At 46.0% G+C, this 18,115-nt stretch carries 15 protein-coding genes; 12 read left to right on the forward strand and 3 right to left on the reverse strand.

The window, feature by feature from the left end; translation table 11 throughout:
• Window positions 1–135: 135 nt before the first annotated feature.
• Window positions 136–1,461: an RNA polymerase factor sigma-54 gene (rpoN, locus tag ACKPBX_RS00670; protein WP_319995731.1), complete on the forward strand. Its 1,326-nt coding sequence runs from the start codon at window positions 136–138 to the stop codon at window positions 1,459–1,461.
• Between the two features lie 468 nt (window positions 1,462–1,929).
• Here the strand turns inward: rpoN and ACKPBX_RS00675 are convergent, their stop codons facing one another.
• Window positions 1,930–3,633 carry an NFACT RNA binding domain-containing protein gene (locus ACKPBX_RS00675; protein ID WP_319995732.1) on the reverse strand — a complete coding sequence of 568 codons (1,704 nt, stop codon included), beginning with the start codon at window positions 3,631–3,633 and terminating at the stop codon, window positions 1,930–1,932.
• Window positions 3,634–5,509: 1,876 nt separating this feature from the next.
• Between ACKPBX_RS00675 and trpX the strand changes: the two genes are divergently transcribed.
• From trpX to coaBC, 11 genes are all read left to right on the forward strand, one after another.
• Window positions 5,510–6,553 (forward strand): tryptophan ABC transporter substrate-binding protein, encoded by a 1,044-nt coding sequence (gene trpX, locus ACKPBX_RS00680; protein ID WP_319995733.1) that lies wholly within the window; start codon window positions 5,510–5,512, stop codon window positions 6,551–6,553.
• A gap of 5 nt (window positions 6,554–6,558) precedes the next feature.
• Window positions 6,559–7,455, forward strand: a complete 897-nt coding sequence (locus tag ACKPBX_RS00685; protein ID WP_068559506.1) for an ABC transporter permease — start codon at window positions 6,559–6,561, stop codon at window positions 7,453–7,455.
• On the forward strand, window positions 7,448–8,242 hold the full coding sequence (locus ACKPBX_RS00690; RefSeq protein WP_319995734.1) for an ABC transporter ATP-binding protein: 795 nt from the start codon (window positions 7,448–7,450) through the stop codon (window positions 8,240–8,242). The genes ACKPBX_RS00685 and ACKPBX_RS00690 overlap by 8 nt, the downstream gene beginning before the upstream one ends.
• 19 nt (window positions 8,243–8,261) lie before the next feature.
• Window positions 8,262–9,116 (forward strand): LD-carboxypeptidase, encoded by an 855-nt coding sequence (locus tag ACKPBX_RS00695; RefSeq protein WP_319995735.1) that lies wholly within the window; start codon window positions 8,262–8,264, stop codon window positions 9,114–9,116.
• Window positions 9,117–9,513: 397 nt separating this feature from the next.
• The gene (locus ACKPBX_RS00700; protein WP_319995736.1) at window positions 9,514–10,455 is read left to right on the forward strand and encodes an aspartate carbamoyltransferase catalytic subunit; all 942 of its coding nucleotides are present in this window, start codon (window positions 9,514–9,516) and stop codon (window positions 10,453–10,455) included.
• A gap of 29 nt (window positions 10,456–10,484) precedes the next feature.
• Entirely contained in the window at window positions 10,485–11,762 is a 1,278-nt protein-coding gene (locus tag ACKPBX_RS00705) for a dihydroorotase (RefSeq protein WP_086627922.1), read from the forward strand.
• An 89-nt stretch (window positions 11,763–11,851) separates the two neighbouring features.
• Window positions 11,852–12,505, forward strand: coding sequence for a YczE/YyaS/YitT family protein (locus ACKPBX_RS00710; protein WP_140185740.1), 654 nt, complete (start codon window positions 11,852–11,854; stop codon window positions 12,503–12,505).
• 120 nt (window positions 12,506–12,625) lie between these two features.
• Window positions 12,626–12,865 carry a glutaredoxin-like protein NrdH gene (gene nrdH / locus ACKPBX_RS00715; protein ID WP_068559518.1) on the forward strand — a complete coding sequence of 80 codons (240 nt, stop codon included), beginning with the start codon at window positions 12,626–12,628 and terminating at the stop codon, window positions 12,863–12,865.
• Window positions 12,866–13,001: 136 nt separating this feature from the next.
• Window positions 13,002–13,418 carry an OsmC family protein gene (locus tag ACKPBX_RS00720; protein WP_086627920.1) on the forward strand — a complete coding sequence of 139 codons (417 nt, stop codon included), beginning with the start codon at window positions 13,002–13,004 and terminating at the stop codon, window positions 13,416–13,418.
• 101 nt (window positions 13,419–13,519) lie between these two features.
• Window positions 13,520–14,998 (forward strand): phosphate:AMP phosphotransferase, encoded by a 1,479-nt coding sequence (locus ACKPBX_RS00725; protein ID WP_319995737.1) that lies wholly within the window; start codon window positions 13,520–13,522, stop codon window positions 14,996–14,998.
• A gap of 24 nt (window positions 14,999–15,022) precedes the next feature.
• Entirely contained in the window at window positions 15,023–16,243 is a 1,221-nt protein-coding gene (coaBC, locus tag ACKPBX_RS00730) for a bifunctional phosphopantothenoylcysteine decarboxylase/phosphopantothenate--cysteine ligase CoaBC (protein ID WP_319995738.1), read from the forward strand.
• 655 nt (window positions 16,244–16,898) lie between these two features.
• Here coaBC and ACKPBX_RS00735 read toward each other — a convergent pair.
• Together ACKPBX_RS00735 and ACKPBX_RS00740 are read right to left on the reverse strand one after the other, a co-directional pair.
• Entirely contained in the window at window positions 16,899–17,282 is a 384-nt protein-coding gene (locus tag ACKPBX_RS00735) for a hypothetical protein (protein ID WP_319995739.1), read from the reverse strand.
• A gap of 172 nt (window positions 17,283–17,454) precedes the next feature.
• Window positions 17,455–18,009 carry a redoxin domain-containing protein gene (locus ACKPBX_RS00740; RefSeq protein ID WP_180687934.1) on the reverse strand — a complete coding sequence of 185 codons (555 nt, stop codon included), beginning with the start codon at window positions 18,007–18,009 and terminating at the stop codon, window positions 17,455–17,457.
• Window positions 18,010–18,115: the final 106 nt, after the last annotated feature.

The raw sequence follows: 18,115 nt of genomic DNA on the forward strand, positions 1-18,115 counted from the left end.
TGTTAAACCCGGCAAACAAGATCTGGAATCTTGTTTGCCGGGTTTTCTCTTTATTTTTTACAAGTAAGCGCTCTAAAGATGGTATACTACTTGTATTGATTTATATAGAGGATAACGTTTGGAGGTAAGCAGACAATGGCAATGCAGGAATTTCAACTGAAACAAACGCAGCAACAATCGATCCGGATGACGCAACAGATGCGACAGGCATTGCACATTTTGCAGATGCCTATGTCGGAACTTTCCGCCTACATAGAGGACAAGGCATTGGGGAATCCGTTGATGGACATCAAAAAGCGTGCGTCGGACACGGGCGCGGTGGCCGTCTCTAATGTATACACAGCGGATAATCAGACGCCTTGGTATGAACGCATGGAAAGCAAAAATCAGTCGCTCTATGACTTTCTGCATGAACAGATCTATCTGAATATGAAAAACACGCCGCTCAGGCAGCTGGTCCTGTTCCTCATCCGCTACGTGACGGATGACGGCTATTTGGATATCAAGCTGGAAGAGGTTGCGGAGGCGACTGCGGCCCAAGAAACGGAAGTGTTGGATGCCTTGACGCTCCTGCAACAGTTGGATCCTCCCGGTGTCGGTGCCCGCGACCTGCAGGAGTTTCTGATGCTGCAGACCGAAAGGGACGAACAATCGCCCCCGCTGGCCTACTACATACTGGAAAATTATTTCAAGGAGCTGTCTGCCTATCGCTTAGAGTCGATTAGGGACGTCGAGGAGATCGACCATGACGAACTGATCGAAATCATAACCTACATGAGCAAGCTGAAGACGAAACTGCAGTGGGAGACCACATTCGAGGAAACGGTCTTCGTCGAACCGGACATCTATGTAGCCATAGCCGAGGACAACACACTAGACGTCTCGTTCAATCAAAGCGGCCTGCCATCGGTTGCGTTCAACGAAGACTATTACAGCGAATTGCTTGCGTTGGCGGATAAAGATATGAAACGTTATCTGGAAGAAAAAAAGAAAGAAATTTCCTGGATCCAGCAGTGTGTTCTCCAACGGACGCAGAACGTCATCAAAATAACGGAAGCCATCCTGCAGCTGCAGGCGGATTATTTCTTGGAAAAAGCCTCATCGATGAAACCTATGGCGATGAAAAACATCGCCAAAATAACGGACTTAAGCATTTCGACGGTTAGCAGGGTCGTGAACGACAAATATATGGCGACCCCGAAAGGCATCTTCGAATTGCGCTTTTTCTTCCGGAGCGGTTTTATGAAAGAGGATGATGGGGATCAGGTAGCCATCTCATCCATCGTCATCGAAACCGAAATAAAGGAAATAATCGGCCGCGAAGAAAAGGTAAAACCGGTTTCCGACCAGATGATTGCCGATCATTTCATCGCGCAAGGAATCGACATCTCCCGCAGAACGGTGGCAAAATACCGCATGGGCTTGGGAATACCCTCCAGTTCGAAAAGAAAAAGGACATAATTATGTCGATGGGTGAGTCAGCACACCCTGAACGGAAACCGGATGCGAAATCATTACGGTTTTCGTTTTTTTATTATCTCGCCAACGAAAAAGGGGGTGTATAAAACCAGAAAGTACTTTTCTGGTTTTATACACCCCCTTCTATTTTGGAATTGAATTTATGCTCAGAAAAAACCCGCCAAAAGCGGTTAGGCGGGGGAAAAAAGTTCAAATCACAGTCATAAAACCCGCCAAAACCACCTTGGCGGGGAAAAACGTCCGCGGACAACACGAGATTCCCCGTCAAATCCATTTTGGCGGTTAATCTCACTCACAATCATAAGTACGAACCCTTGCTCCGGGACTAGACAATCATACCAACAAACCACAGAGAAGAAGCTGTCTCATTTCGAGACAGCCTCCTCTTTGCACGCTTTAGGAGAAGCGGACTTTAAATTATCGATCTTGCGATGCAACGGTAACCTGCTCTCAATCGGCCTTCAGCGTCCGGACCAGTTCCTTATCCGGCGTTACATAAAGGGTTTTTTGCCCTTCGTAGATGACGAAGCCGGGTTTTGCGCCGTTTGGTTTGCGGATGTTTTTGACCGCAACGTAGTCGACAGGGACGTTCGAAGAATTCTGGAACTTGGAATAATAGGCGGCCAATGTCGCCGCTTCAAAGAGTGTCTCCTCGGAAGGGTGATTGCTTTCGATGATGACATGCGAACCGGGTATGTTTTTCGTATGCAGCCAAATATCCGATTTTTTTGCCGTCTTCAGCGTCAGCTGGTCGTTCTGCACATTGTTCTTTCCGATCAGGATGGTCGTGCCGTCCGATGACAAGAATTTGTGGGGCTTGCTGGTTTTGTGCTTTTTCTGTTTACCTTTGTACTTTTTCTTCAAATATCCGGATTCGCGCAGCTCGTCCTTTATGTCCTCCAAGTCCTGCGGGTCGGAGAGTTGGATCAGCGTTTCGATGGATTCCAAATATTCGTTCTCCGCATGGGTATGTTCGACCTGCTCATTCACGTATGCGACGGCAGTGGTGAGCTTCTGATATTTGGAAAAGTATTTTTGGGCATTCTGGGAAGGGGTCAGTGCTGGATTCAAAGCAATCGTGATCGGATTCTCATCATCGTAGAAGTTGTTGAGCGTCACTTCCATATCGCCTTTTTTCATTTGATGCAGATAGGCCGTCAAGATCTCTCCCTTGATCCGGTAGACATCAGCTTTTTCCGTCTCCAACAGCGTCTGGTCCAGCTTCTTCAGCTTCAGCTGATTCTTCTTGCGTTCCGTGTTGACGATATGGAGCAGCTCGGAAGCCACTTGGTTGATGCGGTCCCGGGATGCTTTTTCATCATAGTAGGCGTCCAACAATTCACTGAGGCTGTCGTAATGCCTTTTTTCTCCCGGAAGACTTCGGAACGGGAAGGGGGTAAAATGTTGTTTCTTTGCGGATTCCTCGGTCAATGTAGGGATAGCTGTGTCCAGCTGTTGTTTAAACGCGAGAATCGCATCCGCTGCAGACAATCCATCCTGCTCCGTATAGTAGCTGATTTCCATTGCGGAATCGCTGCCCAAGCCCTGAAAAGCTCCTTGCAATGATTTGAACAGCGGTAATTCATCGCTAAATGTGGCTGCGACTGATGCCAGTTCCTCTTTTTCCATCTCAAAAGGGTTCGCTTTGTCCTGATGGGGCGGCAACTGATAGGCGACGCCTGGATGCAGCGGCCGGAAACTGTTTTGGTAAAACGGCACATGCTTCAGGCAATCGATGATCATCCTGGTTTGCTTATCGATCAGGAAGATGTTGCTGTGGCGACCCATCAATTCGATGATCAATTCCATTTGGCGTTGGTCGCCGAGTTCATCGAAATTCCGGAACGAGAAAATGATGATCCGGTCGTTGCCCAATTGTTTGATGTCTTCGATGTAGGCACCCTCCAGATTTTTGCGCAGCACCATACAGAAATTGGGCGCGGAATCGGGGTTGGATAAGTTATCGTTGATTACTTGTATCCGAGCGTAGGATGGGTGAGCTGACAGCAATACCCGTTTGTTTTTCCGATTGGCTCGTATGGTAAGAATAATTTCGTGCTGAAACGGCTGATAGACCTTGCTGATCCTGCCGTTTTCCAGGTCGCGGTTCAATTCCTTGACCATGGCACGTGTAAATACACCATCAAAAGACATGAGAACACCTCCTAGTACATGTCAATATACACCTTTCATTATACCATATCATCTCCGGCGGCTGGCGTGTTTCTTCTTTGTGTCATATTTTAGTGCAAAACAAAAGGGAAGGCGCACATGGTATGTACCTGTATTGTCATTCACCGGATGACAGATATCCAAAACGGCATGCAAGAAGGCAACATTCAACCCTAACAACGAACAAAATACACAAACATAAGTTTCGGTAATTTGAATTACATCAGAAGAAAGAAGAAATATGCGAAATTTTTCGGGTTTTTACTTTTGTTTTTCTAAAAGAAGTAGATTTAGAGATAAACACATGTTCCTAACGAGCGGTTTCAAAAAAACAACAACTATAAAGTGTATTTAAACAAGAATAGTATCAATTCGACGATGGGCTCCAGTTGCTGCTGGGCGCTAAGTTCATCGAAGTTCCGAAAAGAGAAAATGATGATCCGGTCATTTCCTAATTAGTGAATCTCTTCGATGATTACTCCTTCGAGTTTCTTTCGGAGCACCATGCAGACGTTCCGATATCCTGAAAGGCAAGGGGAGTTATTCGGTTTTTGGACATTCAAAATTCGGGAGGGTGGATGAAAACAAAATACTGTTAGTTTCCCAAGCGAACAATCAACATAGTGACATTATATTTGATTTTAAGAGTTTGCCGATTTTTAATAAACAACAGTGCATTTTGTGTCGGATATCTCACTCGAAAAATGTAAATCCTTAGTGAACAGAGTGTAAAGATAGTATGATGAAATGCTTATACATAGGTATTTTTAGTGTTTTAGCCTGGGTCATTGGTGAACGATTCGCGAAGTTCTTTCCATCAATTTACACGACTGGAAATTTTTTTTAGGACGGGAATTACATGGATCATTGCACTCGGAAATAAATAAAATAACAATTTTACATAAAAATGTTGCTTTTAAAACGAAGGTGACTTATACTAAGAAAGTAATCGAAACATGGAAGCGGTTGCAACTTACTTGTCATCTTGTGTTTTTGAATGTCAGCACCACTGTGATTGGAGCCCATCATAATGGGGGCCTGCTGTTCCTTCATGACCACTAACAGTAAGTCATCAACTTTACTTCATGCGGTGTTGCAGAAGAAAAGGATTGCGATATCCAAACTGAATCCATCGCGACAACTGAACTTGTCGCTTATTAAAAATCTCATTGCTGGGCATGGTGATGAGGATAACCTTGGGGGGATGGAGTACGTAATGGATGAATCAACAAGATTGCAAAGTATGGTGTTTTGCTCAATTTTTCATAAGCTTCATCAGCAAACGTATACTGCCATTATTCAATGCATATCCATCCTTTATTCAGCACCCTTCGATTACACGTATACGCAGAATAGGTGAAATCATTTTGAAAGCCAATGTGGACTTCCCCCGAAGTTTTTTGGGTCAATCAAAGGAAAAAAGCATGATCACAGGGTAGTTCCTTGATCATGCTTTTTGTTTTGCGGAATGGAAACGGTAAGTAATATGAGAATACCTCATCTTTTTCTAATCCTACTCTTGACTTTGTTTTTCCCATTGGTTACTATTAAATTATCAATCAAAAAGGAGCAATCAAGCATGTCTGCATATACTCGCGTTTCCAAATTGAATTTTTTCGATTGGCAAAGCCACGTGGAGTAGGTTGTTCTTTGTGACGTATTGATTGTCCGTAGATACAGCCTCAGATGAAACATCTGAACAGTATCTATGTGGATTACTAAAGATATTTAAGCCGCCACATAGACAATATCGGTCTGTGTGGCGTTTTCTGTATTCAGCCGCCATACTTGGTTCAGATGGCGGCTTTTTTATCACCTTTTTACAGAATAAGAAGCAGAAAAATTGGAGGAATCAGAAATGAAAAAATTATTCAGAGCACGCGCAAGTATCTTGACCCTAATGGCAGCGACAGTATTGATGGCATGCGGCAATTCGGATGCCAATAATTCGGACACCTCTTCGGACGGTTCCGCTGCAAGCTCCACCGACAGCATCAATCCGGATTTGCCTTACATCGGCATCATGCAATTGACGACCCATCCGGCACTCGATCAGATCGGGGAAGGCATCATCGACCAATTGGAAGAAGCCGGGTATGTGGACGGCGAAACGGCAACGATCGATTTCCAGAATGCACAGGGCGACCAGTCAAATATGCAGTCGATAGCGGAGCGGTTCGTTTCGAATGATGCGGATATCATGATCGGCATCGCTACCCCTGCAGCACAAGCTTTGGCGAATGCTTCCAGCGATATTCCGATCATTTTGGGGGCCATCACGGATCCGGTGGCTGCCAGTCTTGTGGATTCAATGGAAAAACCGGGCGGCAACATCACCGGCGTCAGCGACAAGACTCCGGCCCGCGACCAGTTTATTTTGATTCAACAGTTGCTTCCTGATGCCAAAACAATCGGTATCCTTTACTCATCCGCAGAGGACAATTCAATCAGTTCCGCTAAAGAGGCTGAAGAAATTGCTGCTTCATTAGGCTTGAAGACAGTCACGAAAACAGTCACTTCAACGAACGATATCGCACAGGTCGCTGAAAGTCTTGCTTCTGAAGTGGATGCCATCTACGTGCCGACAGACAACACCATCGCAAGCGGCTTAGCGACATTGATCCCGGTTGCGGATGCTTACAACATCCCGGTGTTCCCTGCTGTTGATACGATGGTAGAAGAAGGCGGGTTGGCGACGATCGGTTTGAATCAATACGCGCTGGGTACCCAAACCGGAGCTGTGGCAGCCGATGTTCTGGCTGGAGCCGATCCCGCTACTTACCCTGTACAATACGCGACCGGTATTCAACTGGTCATCAATCGAGCTAAAGCCGATCAATTGGGCATCACGATTCCTGATGATATCGCACAGAATGCTATCTTTGTAGGTGAAGGAGAGTAAATTTAATGAACATGATTATTTCCGCCGTCTCCCAAGGGTTGCTTTGGAGTATTCTGGCACTGGGTTTATTTGTAAGTTTCCGTATATTGGATTTGGCTGACATGACTACCGAGGGTTCGTTTCCCCTCGGTGCGGCTGTCGCTGTTCAAGCCATCACTTTAGGCGCCAATCCTTATATCGCTATTATATTTGCCATCATTGCCGGCAGTTCAGCTGGATTGATAACTGGTTTTTTGATCACAAAATTGCAGATTCCCAGCCTTTTGGCGGGTATTCTGACGATGACTGGCCTCTATTCCATCAACCTGCGCGTGATGGGTAGAGCAAACATCAGTCTGTTGGGCAAGGATACGATTTTCACCGTTTTCCAAAACATGAATCTCCCAAGACATTTCGACACGATTACGTTGGGCTTGTTGGTAGTCGTATTGATTATTGGGCTCTACGTCATCTTTTTCAAAACGGAATTCGGTCAAGCTGTCATCGCGACAGGTGACAATGAAGCGATGGCCCGCTCATTGGGTATTTCCACAAATACGATGAAAATCGTCGGCCTGATGATCTCGAACGGTATCGTCGCATTGGCTGGATCCATCATCGCTCAGGACAATGGCTACGCCGACATCAGCATGGGTATCGGAACGATCGTCATCGGTCTGGCTTCGATCATCATCGGCGAAGTATTGTTCACTAATGTTTCTTTCAAAATGCGTTTGGTTTGCCTGATGCTCGGTTCGGTTCTGTACCGTCTGATTATGGTGATGGTATTGGAAGCAGGCATGAACCCGAATGACTTCAAGTTGATTTCAGCTGTATTGTTGACCTTCTTCTTGGCGTTGCCGAAAATCAAGGAAACCTACTACATGTACTCTTTGCGAAAGAAGGTGAAGCGAAATGATTAATCAAGAAGCGATGTTGACGATGTCACATGTCTCCAAAACGTTCTACCCTGGTTCACCCAATCAGGTCAACGCACTGCAGGACGTCAATCTGACGGTCAGACAAGGCGATTTCATCACCTTGGTCGGAGGCAACGGAGCCGGCAAATCAACCTTGTTGAATGCCATTTCCGGAAACTTCCTGCCTGATACAGGCGACATCATCGTGAACGGACAGAATGTTACATTCCTGAAAGAAGATAAGCGCGCGCCATACATCAGTCGGGTCTTCCAGGATCCAAAAATGGGGACCGCTCCACGGATGACGGTGCAGGAAAACTTATCCTTGGCATACCGCAGAGGCCAAAAACGGACGCTGCGCTTCGGAACTTCGCATGAAGAAAAAGCATTCTTCAAAGAGGAACTGAAGAAATTGGGCTTAGGCCTTGAAAACCGGATGGGCTCCGACATCGGGCTGTTGTCCGGTGGTCAGAGACAAGCCATCGCTCTGCTGATGGCAACGATGAAAAGACCGGACATCTTGCTGTTGGATGAACATACGGCAGCGTTGGATCCGAAAACGGCTAAATTGGTTCTCGAATTGACGAATCAACAAGTCCTCGACAACAACCTGACCAGCATCATGATCACCCACAACCTGCAGGACGCGATCCAGTACGGTAATCGCATGCTGGTGTTGCATCACGGTCAAATCATGAAGGATTATGACGCTGAAATGAAAAAATCATTGACGCCCGAAAAAATATTTGCTGAACTTCAGGAGTTATCCATCCAAGACATCTTGGTCTGACAGAAAGGTAGTGATCTTTATGTGGCATCCGGGAAATGCGATCGGCTTCATCAGCTGTTCGAACGGATTGACGAATAATGATCGCTCGTTGGAAATGGTTTCGTCACTCAGCCGGAAACTCAAGGATGATTTTGGCCTTGAGACCGTAATGGGTGACGTACTCTTCCTGGACAAAGAGACACAGCAAACCGAGGCCCCTGCATCCCGTGCAGGGGCTTTATTGTCTCTTTATTCCGATGCGAGCGTAAAAGCGATATTTGACTTATCCGGCGGGGATTTAGCCAATGAAATATTGCCTTATCTCGATTTCGGTATCATCAAAAAGAATCCGAAACCCTACTTCGGCTACAGCGATAATTCTGTGATCGTGAATGCGATCCAAGCCAAGACCGGCATCCAGAATATCCTCTATAACCCAAAAGTGCTCGTGAGCCAGGAGGAAGCATTCCAAACACAAGCCCTCCGTGATTTATCCAGCGTTAACGATGCAGACTGGACCAGCACGTTCGGAATAGGCGGAAACAGTGCCTCTGAGCAATCTTCGGTAGTTTTTGCAGGCGGGAATCTGCGTTGTTTCCTGAAGCTGGCAGGGACCCCTTATTGGCCGGAATTGGAAAACAAAGTGTTGGTCCTCGAATCGGCAGGCGGCAGGTACGAAGCGATGTGCAGCGGGTTGGCGCAACTGGAACAATTGAGCGCGTTCGAAAAAATCAACGGTATGCTCATCGGGCAATTCACGCAAATCGAGTTGGATGGAAAAAAGGCCGCTTTTCTGGCTGTGTGCAGGGACTATGCTTCGCGGTACGGGTTCCCTGTGTGGGAAACTGCATTCATCGGACATGATGACCGTTCCAAGCCGATCCGCATCGGCTGAGGGGACTGTATCTTGCTTGATTGCGAAAAAACACAACATCCGTTTAGTCATCATTGACAAAAGTGTCTATGCGCGTTATTATTTTAGCAACAGAATGAATTTCCTTTAACGAGAGTCCAGAGAGACTACTAAGGAGCATATCAGGCGTACTGCGCCTTCATCATGACTTTATGCCCATTGTCTCTTTGACCATGGGCTTTTTTTCTGGAGATTTATCCTATCGCACAATTTAATAGCGAATGTGAGACTTTAAGGGGGTCCTGTGAGGCCCGCAAGGTCACTAGATGGCCGCTCTGTATCCAAATATGGGAGCGGCTGGCCTAGAACCTGAAGAACTTACAAATTCTTCGGGTTCTTTTTGCCTCCATTCACAAAAAACTAATTGGAGGGCTTTAAAATGATGCAGACAACAAATCAGATCGCATTAAAAAACTTTGTAAGTGTCGAGGAACTCACGAATCTGGAAATCATGTCGCTGATCCTGCGGGCATCCGAATTCAAAAACGGCGTCCAACCAGATCGGGATTTGACTGAGGGCATCTACGCTTCGAACTTGTTTTTCGAGAACAGCACACGCACACACAAAAGTTTCGAAATGGCGGAACACAAGTTGGGGATGAAAGTCATCAGCTTTGACACTTCGACCAGCAGCGTCAGCAAAGGCGAGACGCTTTATGACACGGTTTTGACCTTATCGGCGATCGGCGTGGATGTGGTCGTTATCCGCCACAGTGCGGAAGCCTACTACAAAGAATTGATCGAAAGCCCAGGTATCACCGCGTCAATCGTGAACGGCGGAGATGGCGCCGGCCAGCATCCGAGCCAGTGCTTGTTGGACCTATTGACGATCTACGAAGAATTCCATACTTTCAGCGGAGTTAAGGTAGCCATATGCGGCGACTTGTCTCACTCACGTGTAGCGAAAACAAACATGCAGATGCTGCAGCGCCTCGGAGCGACCATTTATTTCACGGGTCCGGAAGAGTGGTACGATTCTACTTTCGATCAATACGGAACGCACAAGGAAATCGATGACATCATCGGAGTAGTCGATGTCATGATGCTGCTCCGCGTCCAAACAGAACGCCATGGCGGCAAAGCGATGCGCTACACTAAAGCCGAGTATCTAGATAAATTCGGCTTGACCGTCGCTCGGGAAGCACGCATGAAGGAAACAGCCATCATCATGCATCCCGCTCCGGTAAACCGAGATGTGGAATTGGCGGACAGCCTAGTGGAATGCCGCCGCTCACGAATCGTGACGCAAATGAAAAATGGCGTCTTTGCCAGAATGGCCATATTGGAAGCCATCGCAAACGGAAGAACGACAAACGTATAACAATAACAATTCACCAGTGGAGGGATAACATGTCAGTTTGGATAAAAAATGCGAAAATGTTGGGTCAAAAAGAGGAACTTATTCCTGTTGAGATATATGTGAAAGACGATAAAATTGCCGCAATCGGCCAGGATCTGCAAGGAACGGCTGAGGATGCGACAGTCATCGATGCCAAGGGCGGTCTGGTAACTCCAGGATTGATCGACGTGCATGTACACTTGCGTGAACCGGGCTTCACCTATAAAGAGACAATCGAAACAGGAACACAGGCAGCCGCTCGCGGAGGCTTCACTACTGTCTGCGCGATGCCAAACCTGAATCCAGTTCCGGATACGGCAGATAAATTCGCTGATATCCAACAGCTGATCAAAGATACTGCCATCATTAAAGTCAAACAGTACGCGCCCATCACCGAGAATTTGCGCAGCGACGTGCTGACCGATCAGAAGCAATTGTTGGAAGCCGGCGCTTTCGCCTTCACTAACGACGGTGTCGGTGTCCAAACTGCCGGAACGATGTATTTGGCAATGAAGGAAGCCGCAAAGAATAACGTCGCTCTTGTTGCACATACCGAAGACGACTCCCTGTTGTTCGGAGGCGTGATGCATAAAGGGACCCGTTCCGACGAATTGGATCTGCCCGGCATCTTGAGCGTGACGGAATCGACGCAAATCGCCCGCGATGTGCTTTTGGCGGAAGCGACAGGCTGTCATTACCATGTCTGCCATGTTTCCACGAAAGAAAGCGTACGCGTCATCCGGGATGCCAAACGTGCAGGGATCCACGTCACTGCCGAAGTCGCTCCGCATCACTTGATTCTGATAGATGGGTCGATCCCAACGGACACTGCCATCTACAAAATGAACCCGCCATTACGCGGTGCTGAAGATCGTGCAGCTTTGATCGAAGGTTTGTTGGACGGCACGATCGACTGCATCGCAACCGATCACGCTCCGCATGGCGAAGAAGAAAAGCAAGGCAGCATGGTCGGCGCTCCGTTCGGCATCGTCGGCATCGAGACAGCTTTCCAATTGATGTATTCCAACTTCGTTTTGGGTGGGGTCTTCACCTTAAAACAACTGGTCGATTGGATGACCGTCAAGCCTGCAGCGTTGTTCGGCATGGAATCCGGGACTCTGGATATCGGCGCTCAAGCGGATATCGCCATCTTCGATCTGGAGAATGAATACGAAATCCGCAGCGAAGATTTCCTTTCTAAAGCTACAAATACACCTTTCACCGGCTGGAAAGTCAAAGGCGAAACACTTTATACATTAGTGGATGGCAAGGTCGTCTACACAAAATAAATGCAAGACCCGGAGTAAGCAGCGAATTGCAATTCGTTGCTTATTTCTTTATAATGACTAGGCAGAATTATGAATGGATAGGTGAAAAAATGACGAAACATTTAAAGAACATGTTATTGGTCATCGTTGCGGTCACAATAACCGCTATCGGGGCGAGCTTCACGGTGAAAGCCAACGTCGGCGTGGGTGCATACGAAGCCCTTAACATGAGCATCAACCAACTTTCCGGCATCAAAATCGGAACGCTGGCGATCATATTGAATATCATATGTGTAGCGATACAATGGCTTTTGATGAAAAAAGATTTTCCACTCAGACAATTGTTTCAAATTCCTGTCACATTGATCCTTGGTCAAGTGATGAACCTGATGCTTTATACGGTATTTTCCGGTTTGACGATCGACCAGTACTGGGTGAAAATCGCAATGGTCATTTTAGGGGGCATCATAGCCTCAATCGGGGTCGGATCGATGATGGCTTTGAATTACATCAATATGCCTTTAGAGGGCGCTTGTATGGCCTTCAGTAACCGATTCGGCTTCAACTTCGGGAAAGTGCGCCAAATAGTCGATGTGTTGTTGATCGCAGCCGCTTTGTTGATCACTTTCTCGACGGAAACTACCATCACGGTAAGGGAAGGTACCATCATCAGCATGCTTCTCTTCCCGCCGAGCATGAATTTTGTCTATGAAAAAATCAGATCTTCAGCCGCCGCGCAGGGGCTTTCAATCGATCTTGACTGATTCATCCCGCATAAAAACACTACATATGGTTTGTTTTTTGATTAATAATACTGTATGATGTATCCATAAGCTTTATCCGAAAAGGGGATATTTATCGGATAATCAATGGAGGGAACCATCATGTCGAACAAGAATGTCACAGTATACACGAAACCGAATTGCATGCAGTGCAATTTTACAAAGAAATTTTTGGATGATAACAGCATCCGTTATGAAATCAAAGATATCCAGGAATCCGAAGTGGCCCTGGCGGAAGTCAAAGAGTTGGGTTTCCAATCTTTGCCTGTAGTCGTCTTTGATGGCGTTGAGCCATTTTTCGGCTTCAGACCTGATTTGCTTGAACAGTTGATCACAGCTTAATCGCGCAACATCCGGCAGCACCAGATTTCCCTTCAGGGGATATCCGGTGCTGTTTTTTTCAGCCAAATGTTGTAAACCATGTTAAGATAGAGGAAAGAAACTACAATTACTGCGGTAAGAAAGGGGACTAATTAAAATGACAAAATCTTTATATCATACGGAAATCATCAATGATGAGGGATTGAACGGGACCGTATCTGTTTCGGATGGGGAATCCCTGCAAACTTCAGATCCACTGAAGGATTTAGCCGGCTTCAATCCTGAACAGTTATTTGGCTTGTCATGGGCGACTTGCTTGAATGCTACAATTGAGGCTTTGCTTAAAGCCAGGAAAGCCGAGGCGAGAAGCAAAGCGGAAGTCCATGTTGATTTCTGCAGGGAAGAAGACGGAAAAGGCTTTTATTTCGATCTGAAGGCCTTTATTTCGGTCGAAGGCATGGAATTGGCGGACGTCGAGAAACTTGCGCAATCAGCCCACAAACGCTGTCCTGTTTCAAAAATCATCGGCGACTACAATCACGTCACTTTGGAAGTTGTCCCGTACGCGGAATAACAGCTTCAAATCGGCTGCTTCAATTAACAGCTAATCCGTATCACTTTGCAACAGTCTGTTTTGTGATAAAATAGTGAAAAGCAGAAAAGGTGGCGTAGCGTATGTTAAAAGATTTCGATTTTGACAAAAAAGACACGACATTATCCGGCACAAAAAGGTCCGAACTCGGCAGTGAATTGGCCGCTTTGCAAAGAAAACTGGTCAGCAGCGATTCATCCATGCTGATCATCGTCGATGGCTGGGAATCCTCAGGCAAAGGGCATATTTTGAAGGATCTGACGAGGGAGTTGGACCCGCGTTATTTCGAAGTAAGTGTCTTCGATGATGCCTTGGACGATTACGCAGAGCGTCCCTTTTTGTGGCGCTTCGCACGGGATTTGCCCGGTAAAGGCCGGATCGCTTTTTTTGATCGGAGTTTCTATTCTGAACTCATGAACGATCTGAAAGTGAATGATGAACGACTGGAACATCACCTTGGCTATATCAGTTTTCTGGAGCGGATGCTGGTTGCCGACAATACAATTGTCCTGAAATTATTTCTTCACCACTCGCAAAACACGATGGAAAAACGGATTGAGAAACTGAAAAACGATCCGTACAGAGAGTTCCTCATCACGAAAGACGATGAAAAACAACTCAAAAAATACTCTAAATATCTGAAGCACTTCGACAAAATATTGGCAATGACAAATTTCGATTCATCTCCGTGGCACGTGATTTCTTCGGAGGATCTGAAGGATGCTTCCCGCGAAGCGATTAGCATCGCCAACAGCACTTTAAAGAGACACCTCGAGCAAACTGAAAAGAAACCACCGGTGCCGATCCGTTCCGGCCTGAAGGAAAAACCACTGGCCAAAATCGATTTGAAAGCTGCAATAACGGAAGAAGAGTATGAAGCACAGCTGGAGAAACTGCAGGAAGAAGCTGGGGAATTGGTCTATGAAATGTGGCTGAAAAAGATCCCTTGTGTCCTTGTATTCGAAGGGACTGATGCAGCAGGTAAGGGCGGAGCAATCAGCCGCTTGACAAGGTTGATCGATCCCCGCAGTTATGATGTCGCCACGACTGCGGCACCTACGGAAAACGAGAGCCGCTTTAATTATCTTTGGCGCTTCTATCAGACTTTCCCGGTAAAAGGGAAAATGACCATCTACGACAGAAGTTGGTACGGCCGCGTGTTGGTGGAACGGGTGGAAGGATTCACGCCGGAATACCGCTGGGCAGCTGCCTACGAAGAAATCAATGAAATGGAGCACAACTTGGTCCACGATGGCTTGTTGATCATCAAATTCCTGATCGTGATAGACAAAGAAGAGCAAAAACAGCGCTTCAAAGACCGGGAAAACGATCCGGAGAAAAACTACAAGCTGACCGATGAAGATTGGCGGAACCACGAAAAATTCGAGCAATACGAAGAAGCGATGAACGAAATGGTCGCCAGAACGGACACGAAAGATGCTCCATGGATCATTGTCGAAGGGACCCAAAAAGAATATGCCCGGATCAAAGTGTTGGAAGAATTCATCAGCCGGGCAAGAGCCTTCATCGATAGCCACGAGGGCAAGAAGCAAGAAAAATAGTTGAATGTAAGCGGGGCGTATAATTTGTTAACAAACAAGAAAGTAACCATCTATGTAACGGGCGGCATCGCAGTGTACAAAGCAGCCGATCTCGTCAGAAAATTCATCAAAGCGGGCGCCGAAGTTAAAGTCGCGATGACCGCTTCGGCTCAGGAATTCGTCACGCCGTTGACATTCCAGGTATTGAGCAAGCACGACGTCTACACAGACACCTTCGATGAAAAAGACGCGCATTTCGTCAGCCATATCCATTTGGCTGACTGGACTGAGCTTGCTGTCGTAGCGCCGGCAACAGCCAACATCATCGCCAAGATGGCGAACGGCATCGCCGATGATTTTGTGTCGACTGCGCTATTGGCAACGACGGCTCCACGCCTGATCGTGCCTGCAATGAACCAGCATATGCTGGAGAATCCGGCTACAATCCGGAATATGGAAGCACTGAAAAGTTACGGCTATGAAATCATGGAGCCTGACACAGGCTTCTTGGCTGAAGGATACGAAGGCAAAGGGCGCATGCCTGAACCGGATAAAATTGTCGAGGCAGCGCAGCTAGTCGTTTTGAATAATGCCAAAGAACTGCCTTTGAAAGGCAAAAAGGTGCTCATCACGGCAGGCGGAACGAAAGAGCGTATAGACCCGGTCAGATTCATCACCAATGATTCTTCCGGCAAAATGGGCTACAGTTTGGCGAAAGCCGCCCGTGACTTAGGCGCTGAAGTGACATTGGTCACCGCGACGAATCTGTTGCCGATTCCTTTTGGGGTCGAAGCGATATCCGTGCAATCGTCCGAAGAAATGGCAGCGGCAGTTTTAGATAACTTTCACAATGTCGATATGGTCATCATGGCAGCGGCTGTATCAGATTACAGACCCAAAACGCAAGCAGCTGTCAAAATCAAGAAAACAAACGAGGATTTGACATTGGTTTTGGAGAAAACGACGGATATCTTAGCTGAACTCGGAAAAAGAAAAACGGGTCAATTTTTGATCGGTTTTGCGGCTGAAACGCATGAAGTCGAACATTATGCGCTAGACAAGCTGAAACGCAAAAAGGCGGATATGATCGTAGCAAATGACGTTTCTAAGGAATATGCAGGATTCAACAAAGATACAAACGAAGTGATCATTTACCAAGCGGATAAAGAACCGATCCAAATTTCGGTGCGGTCAAAAGATTTGATCGCGGAAGAAATCTTGTATGCAGCCATCGATTCGATGCATGATGAAGTTGGCATGGAATAAGTTAAAATGACTAATAAATAACATAATGTAGCAAAATTGCGATAATAGTGATTATTTCGCAATTTTGCTATTTTTGTATGGTGCGGATAGGATGAATATGATTATTGCTGTTTCTGATAACTTTTATATTAAACTTTGTATAATATATATTATGTAAACTAGAATATAGAATTTTTGCAGATCCGATTTGATGCGGCCTTAATCCCCCGTTTTTCAGGTTTTTGCAGGTCCAAAATCGCCTCAGGTTATCTACTGACAATTATTGGCAACAAAGGCATTATTTTTCATGTTCATCCGTTGGATTCGTTGCTTCAGGGCCAATCAAACCATAAAAGCCGGCAATCCAACAAAATAATTAGTTGGATTGCCGGCCATTACAAGCATTTATGGATTAGATTGACATGAACATAATCAGGCCGCAGCAGATGATTGTCGTTGAAAGGTCAGCTGATTAAAGTTATTGAGCTGCGATTGAAGGAATCTTAAGGTACAGGAAGTTTTGCATTGGTAGTTGGGTCATTTGACGCGACTAATGAAATTTTTCATATAAACAGGCCTCGTATTGTACTGAAATAAAAATCGGCTTATCTGAGCTGAATGAGCTGGATAAAATCCTGCCCGAATCACAGATAAGCCTGATCAGACATTATAATCATCAGTCGAAATACGCAAAAAGCTTTTCTTTGACTTCCTCAAGAAATTCCAAATCTGATGCAACAGGATTTTCGATTTCCAGCAATGTGAGATAATCATCCGTATCCACGCTGTTGACGACCAGTTCGGCTAAAGAGCCATGGGGAAATTTATTCATACGGATGTCGAGCCCAGCTTCCAGATAAGCACGATTACAACCTGAACAGGACTGAACCTTCCTGATCAAATCATCATAATTCACGTTTTTTCTTTGCTCAGTTACGATTTCTTCCATGAAGGTGAGGATATCTTGTTCCGTCTGACTCTTGTATTCCGGAGCCACCCTTTCTTTCAGAATCAGCAGAAACTGCTCCAATTTCAATCTGTTGACTGTTACGTTTTTCATCGTACCATTCACTCCTCGCTCCAGACAGGCTACCAGTGTCGTTTACACCTATATATTACCACCTTGGGAGCTGATTGGACGAATGATAGCGTTTGGAGGATAGACAACAAAAAAGCGGATGTGCCCTTTCCTTCTCTAGGAAAATGGTCGCATTCGCTATTTTTTTCTATTTTCAGCTTCTTACAGGCACAGCCTGCAGCATTTGGTACAATTCTGATGGAGATGGCACGTCGCTTATGTTTGCTGAGTAATGGCTCAAAACAACTTGCCCTTTTCTGTCGACGACGATTGTCGCTTGCAGTTGCAGTTCATTCCCCTCAAAACGTTGACATTCGATCCCGTAGTATTCAAATTCCAGCAGTTTTTCTTCGGAAACACCGTAAACAAGATCGCGCATGGAGTCAGATGAAGGGATATCAAAGTGTTCATACAAGGATTGCTCTGGATCCGCTATGACGGTAAATGGAATTTTCATTTTCGTCGTTCTTTCGGCAACAGCAGCTTCCGTCCCTTGTATCACCATCATGATTTCGATCCCCTGTTCTTTGAGGAATTGATAGGCATCGCGGTATTTCAGCATATCCAGCTGACTCATGCCGCACCCCAGATGTCTCAGGAAAATCACCGCAGTGAAATCGCGTTTCAGCTGAGATCGGAAACTTTCACAATTCCCATTCTTCGTCAAAAATAAAAAATCTTCTATTTCTGTTCCTTCGGTCAACTTCACTTGACCCACCCCTTCCGCATTTTCCCCGCAACAGTTTGTTTCTGATGCAGTTAGCGTTCAATTAACACAATTTGTTTACTCCATGTAAGAATATCTTACCGGTTCT

Origin of the sequence: Trichococcus shcherbakoviae (assembly GCF_963666195.1) — a bacterium.
Taxonomy (GTDB): Bacteria; Bacillota; Bacilli; order Lactobacillales; family Aerococcaceae; genus Trichococcus; species Trichococcus shcherbakoviae.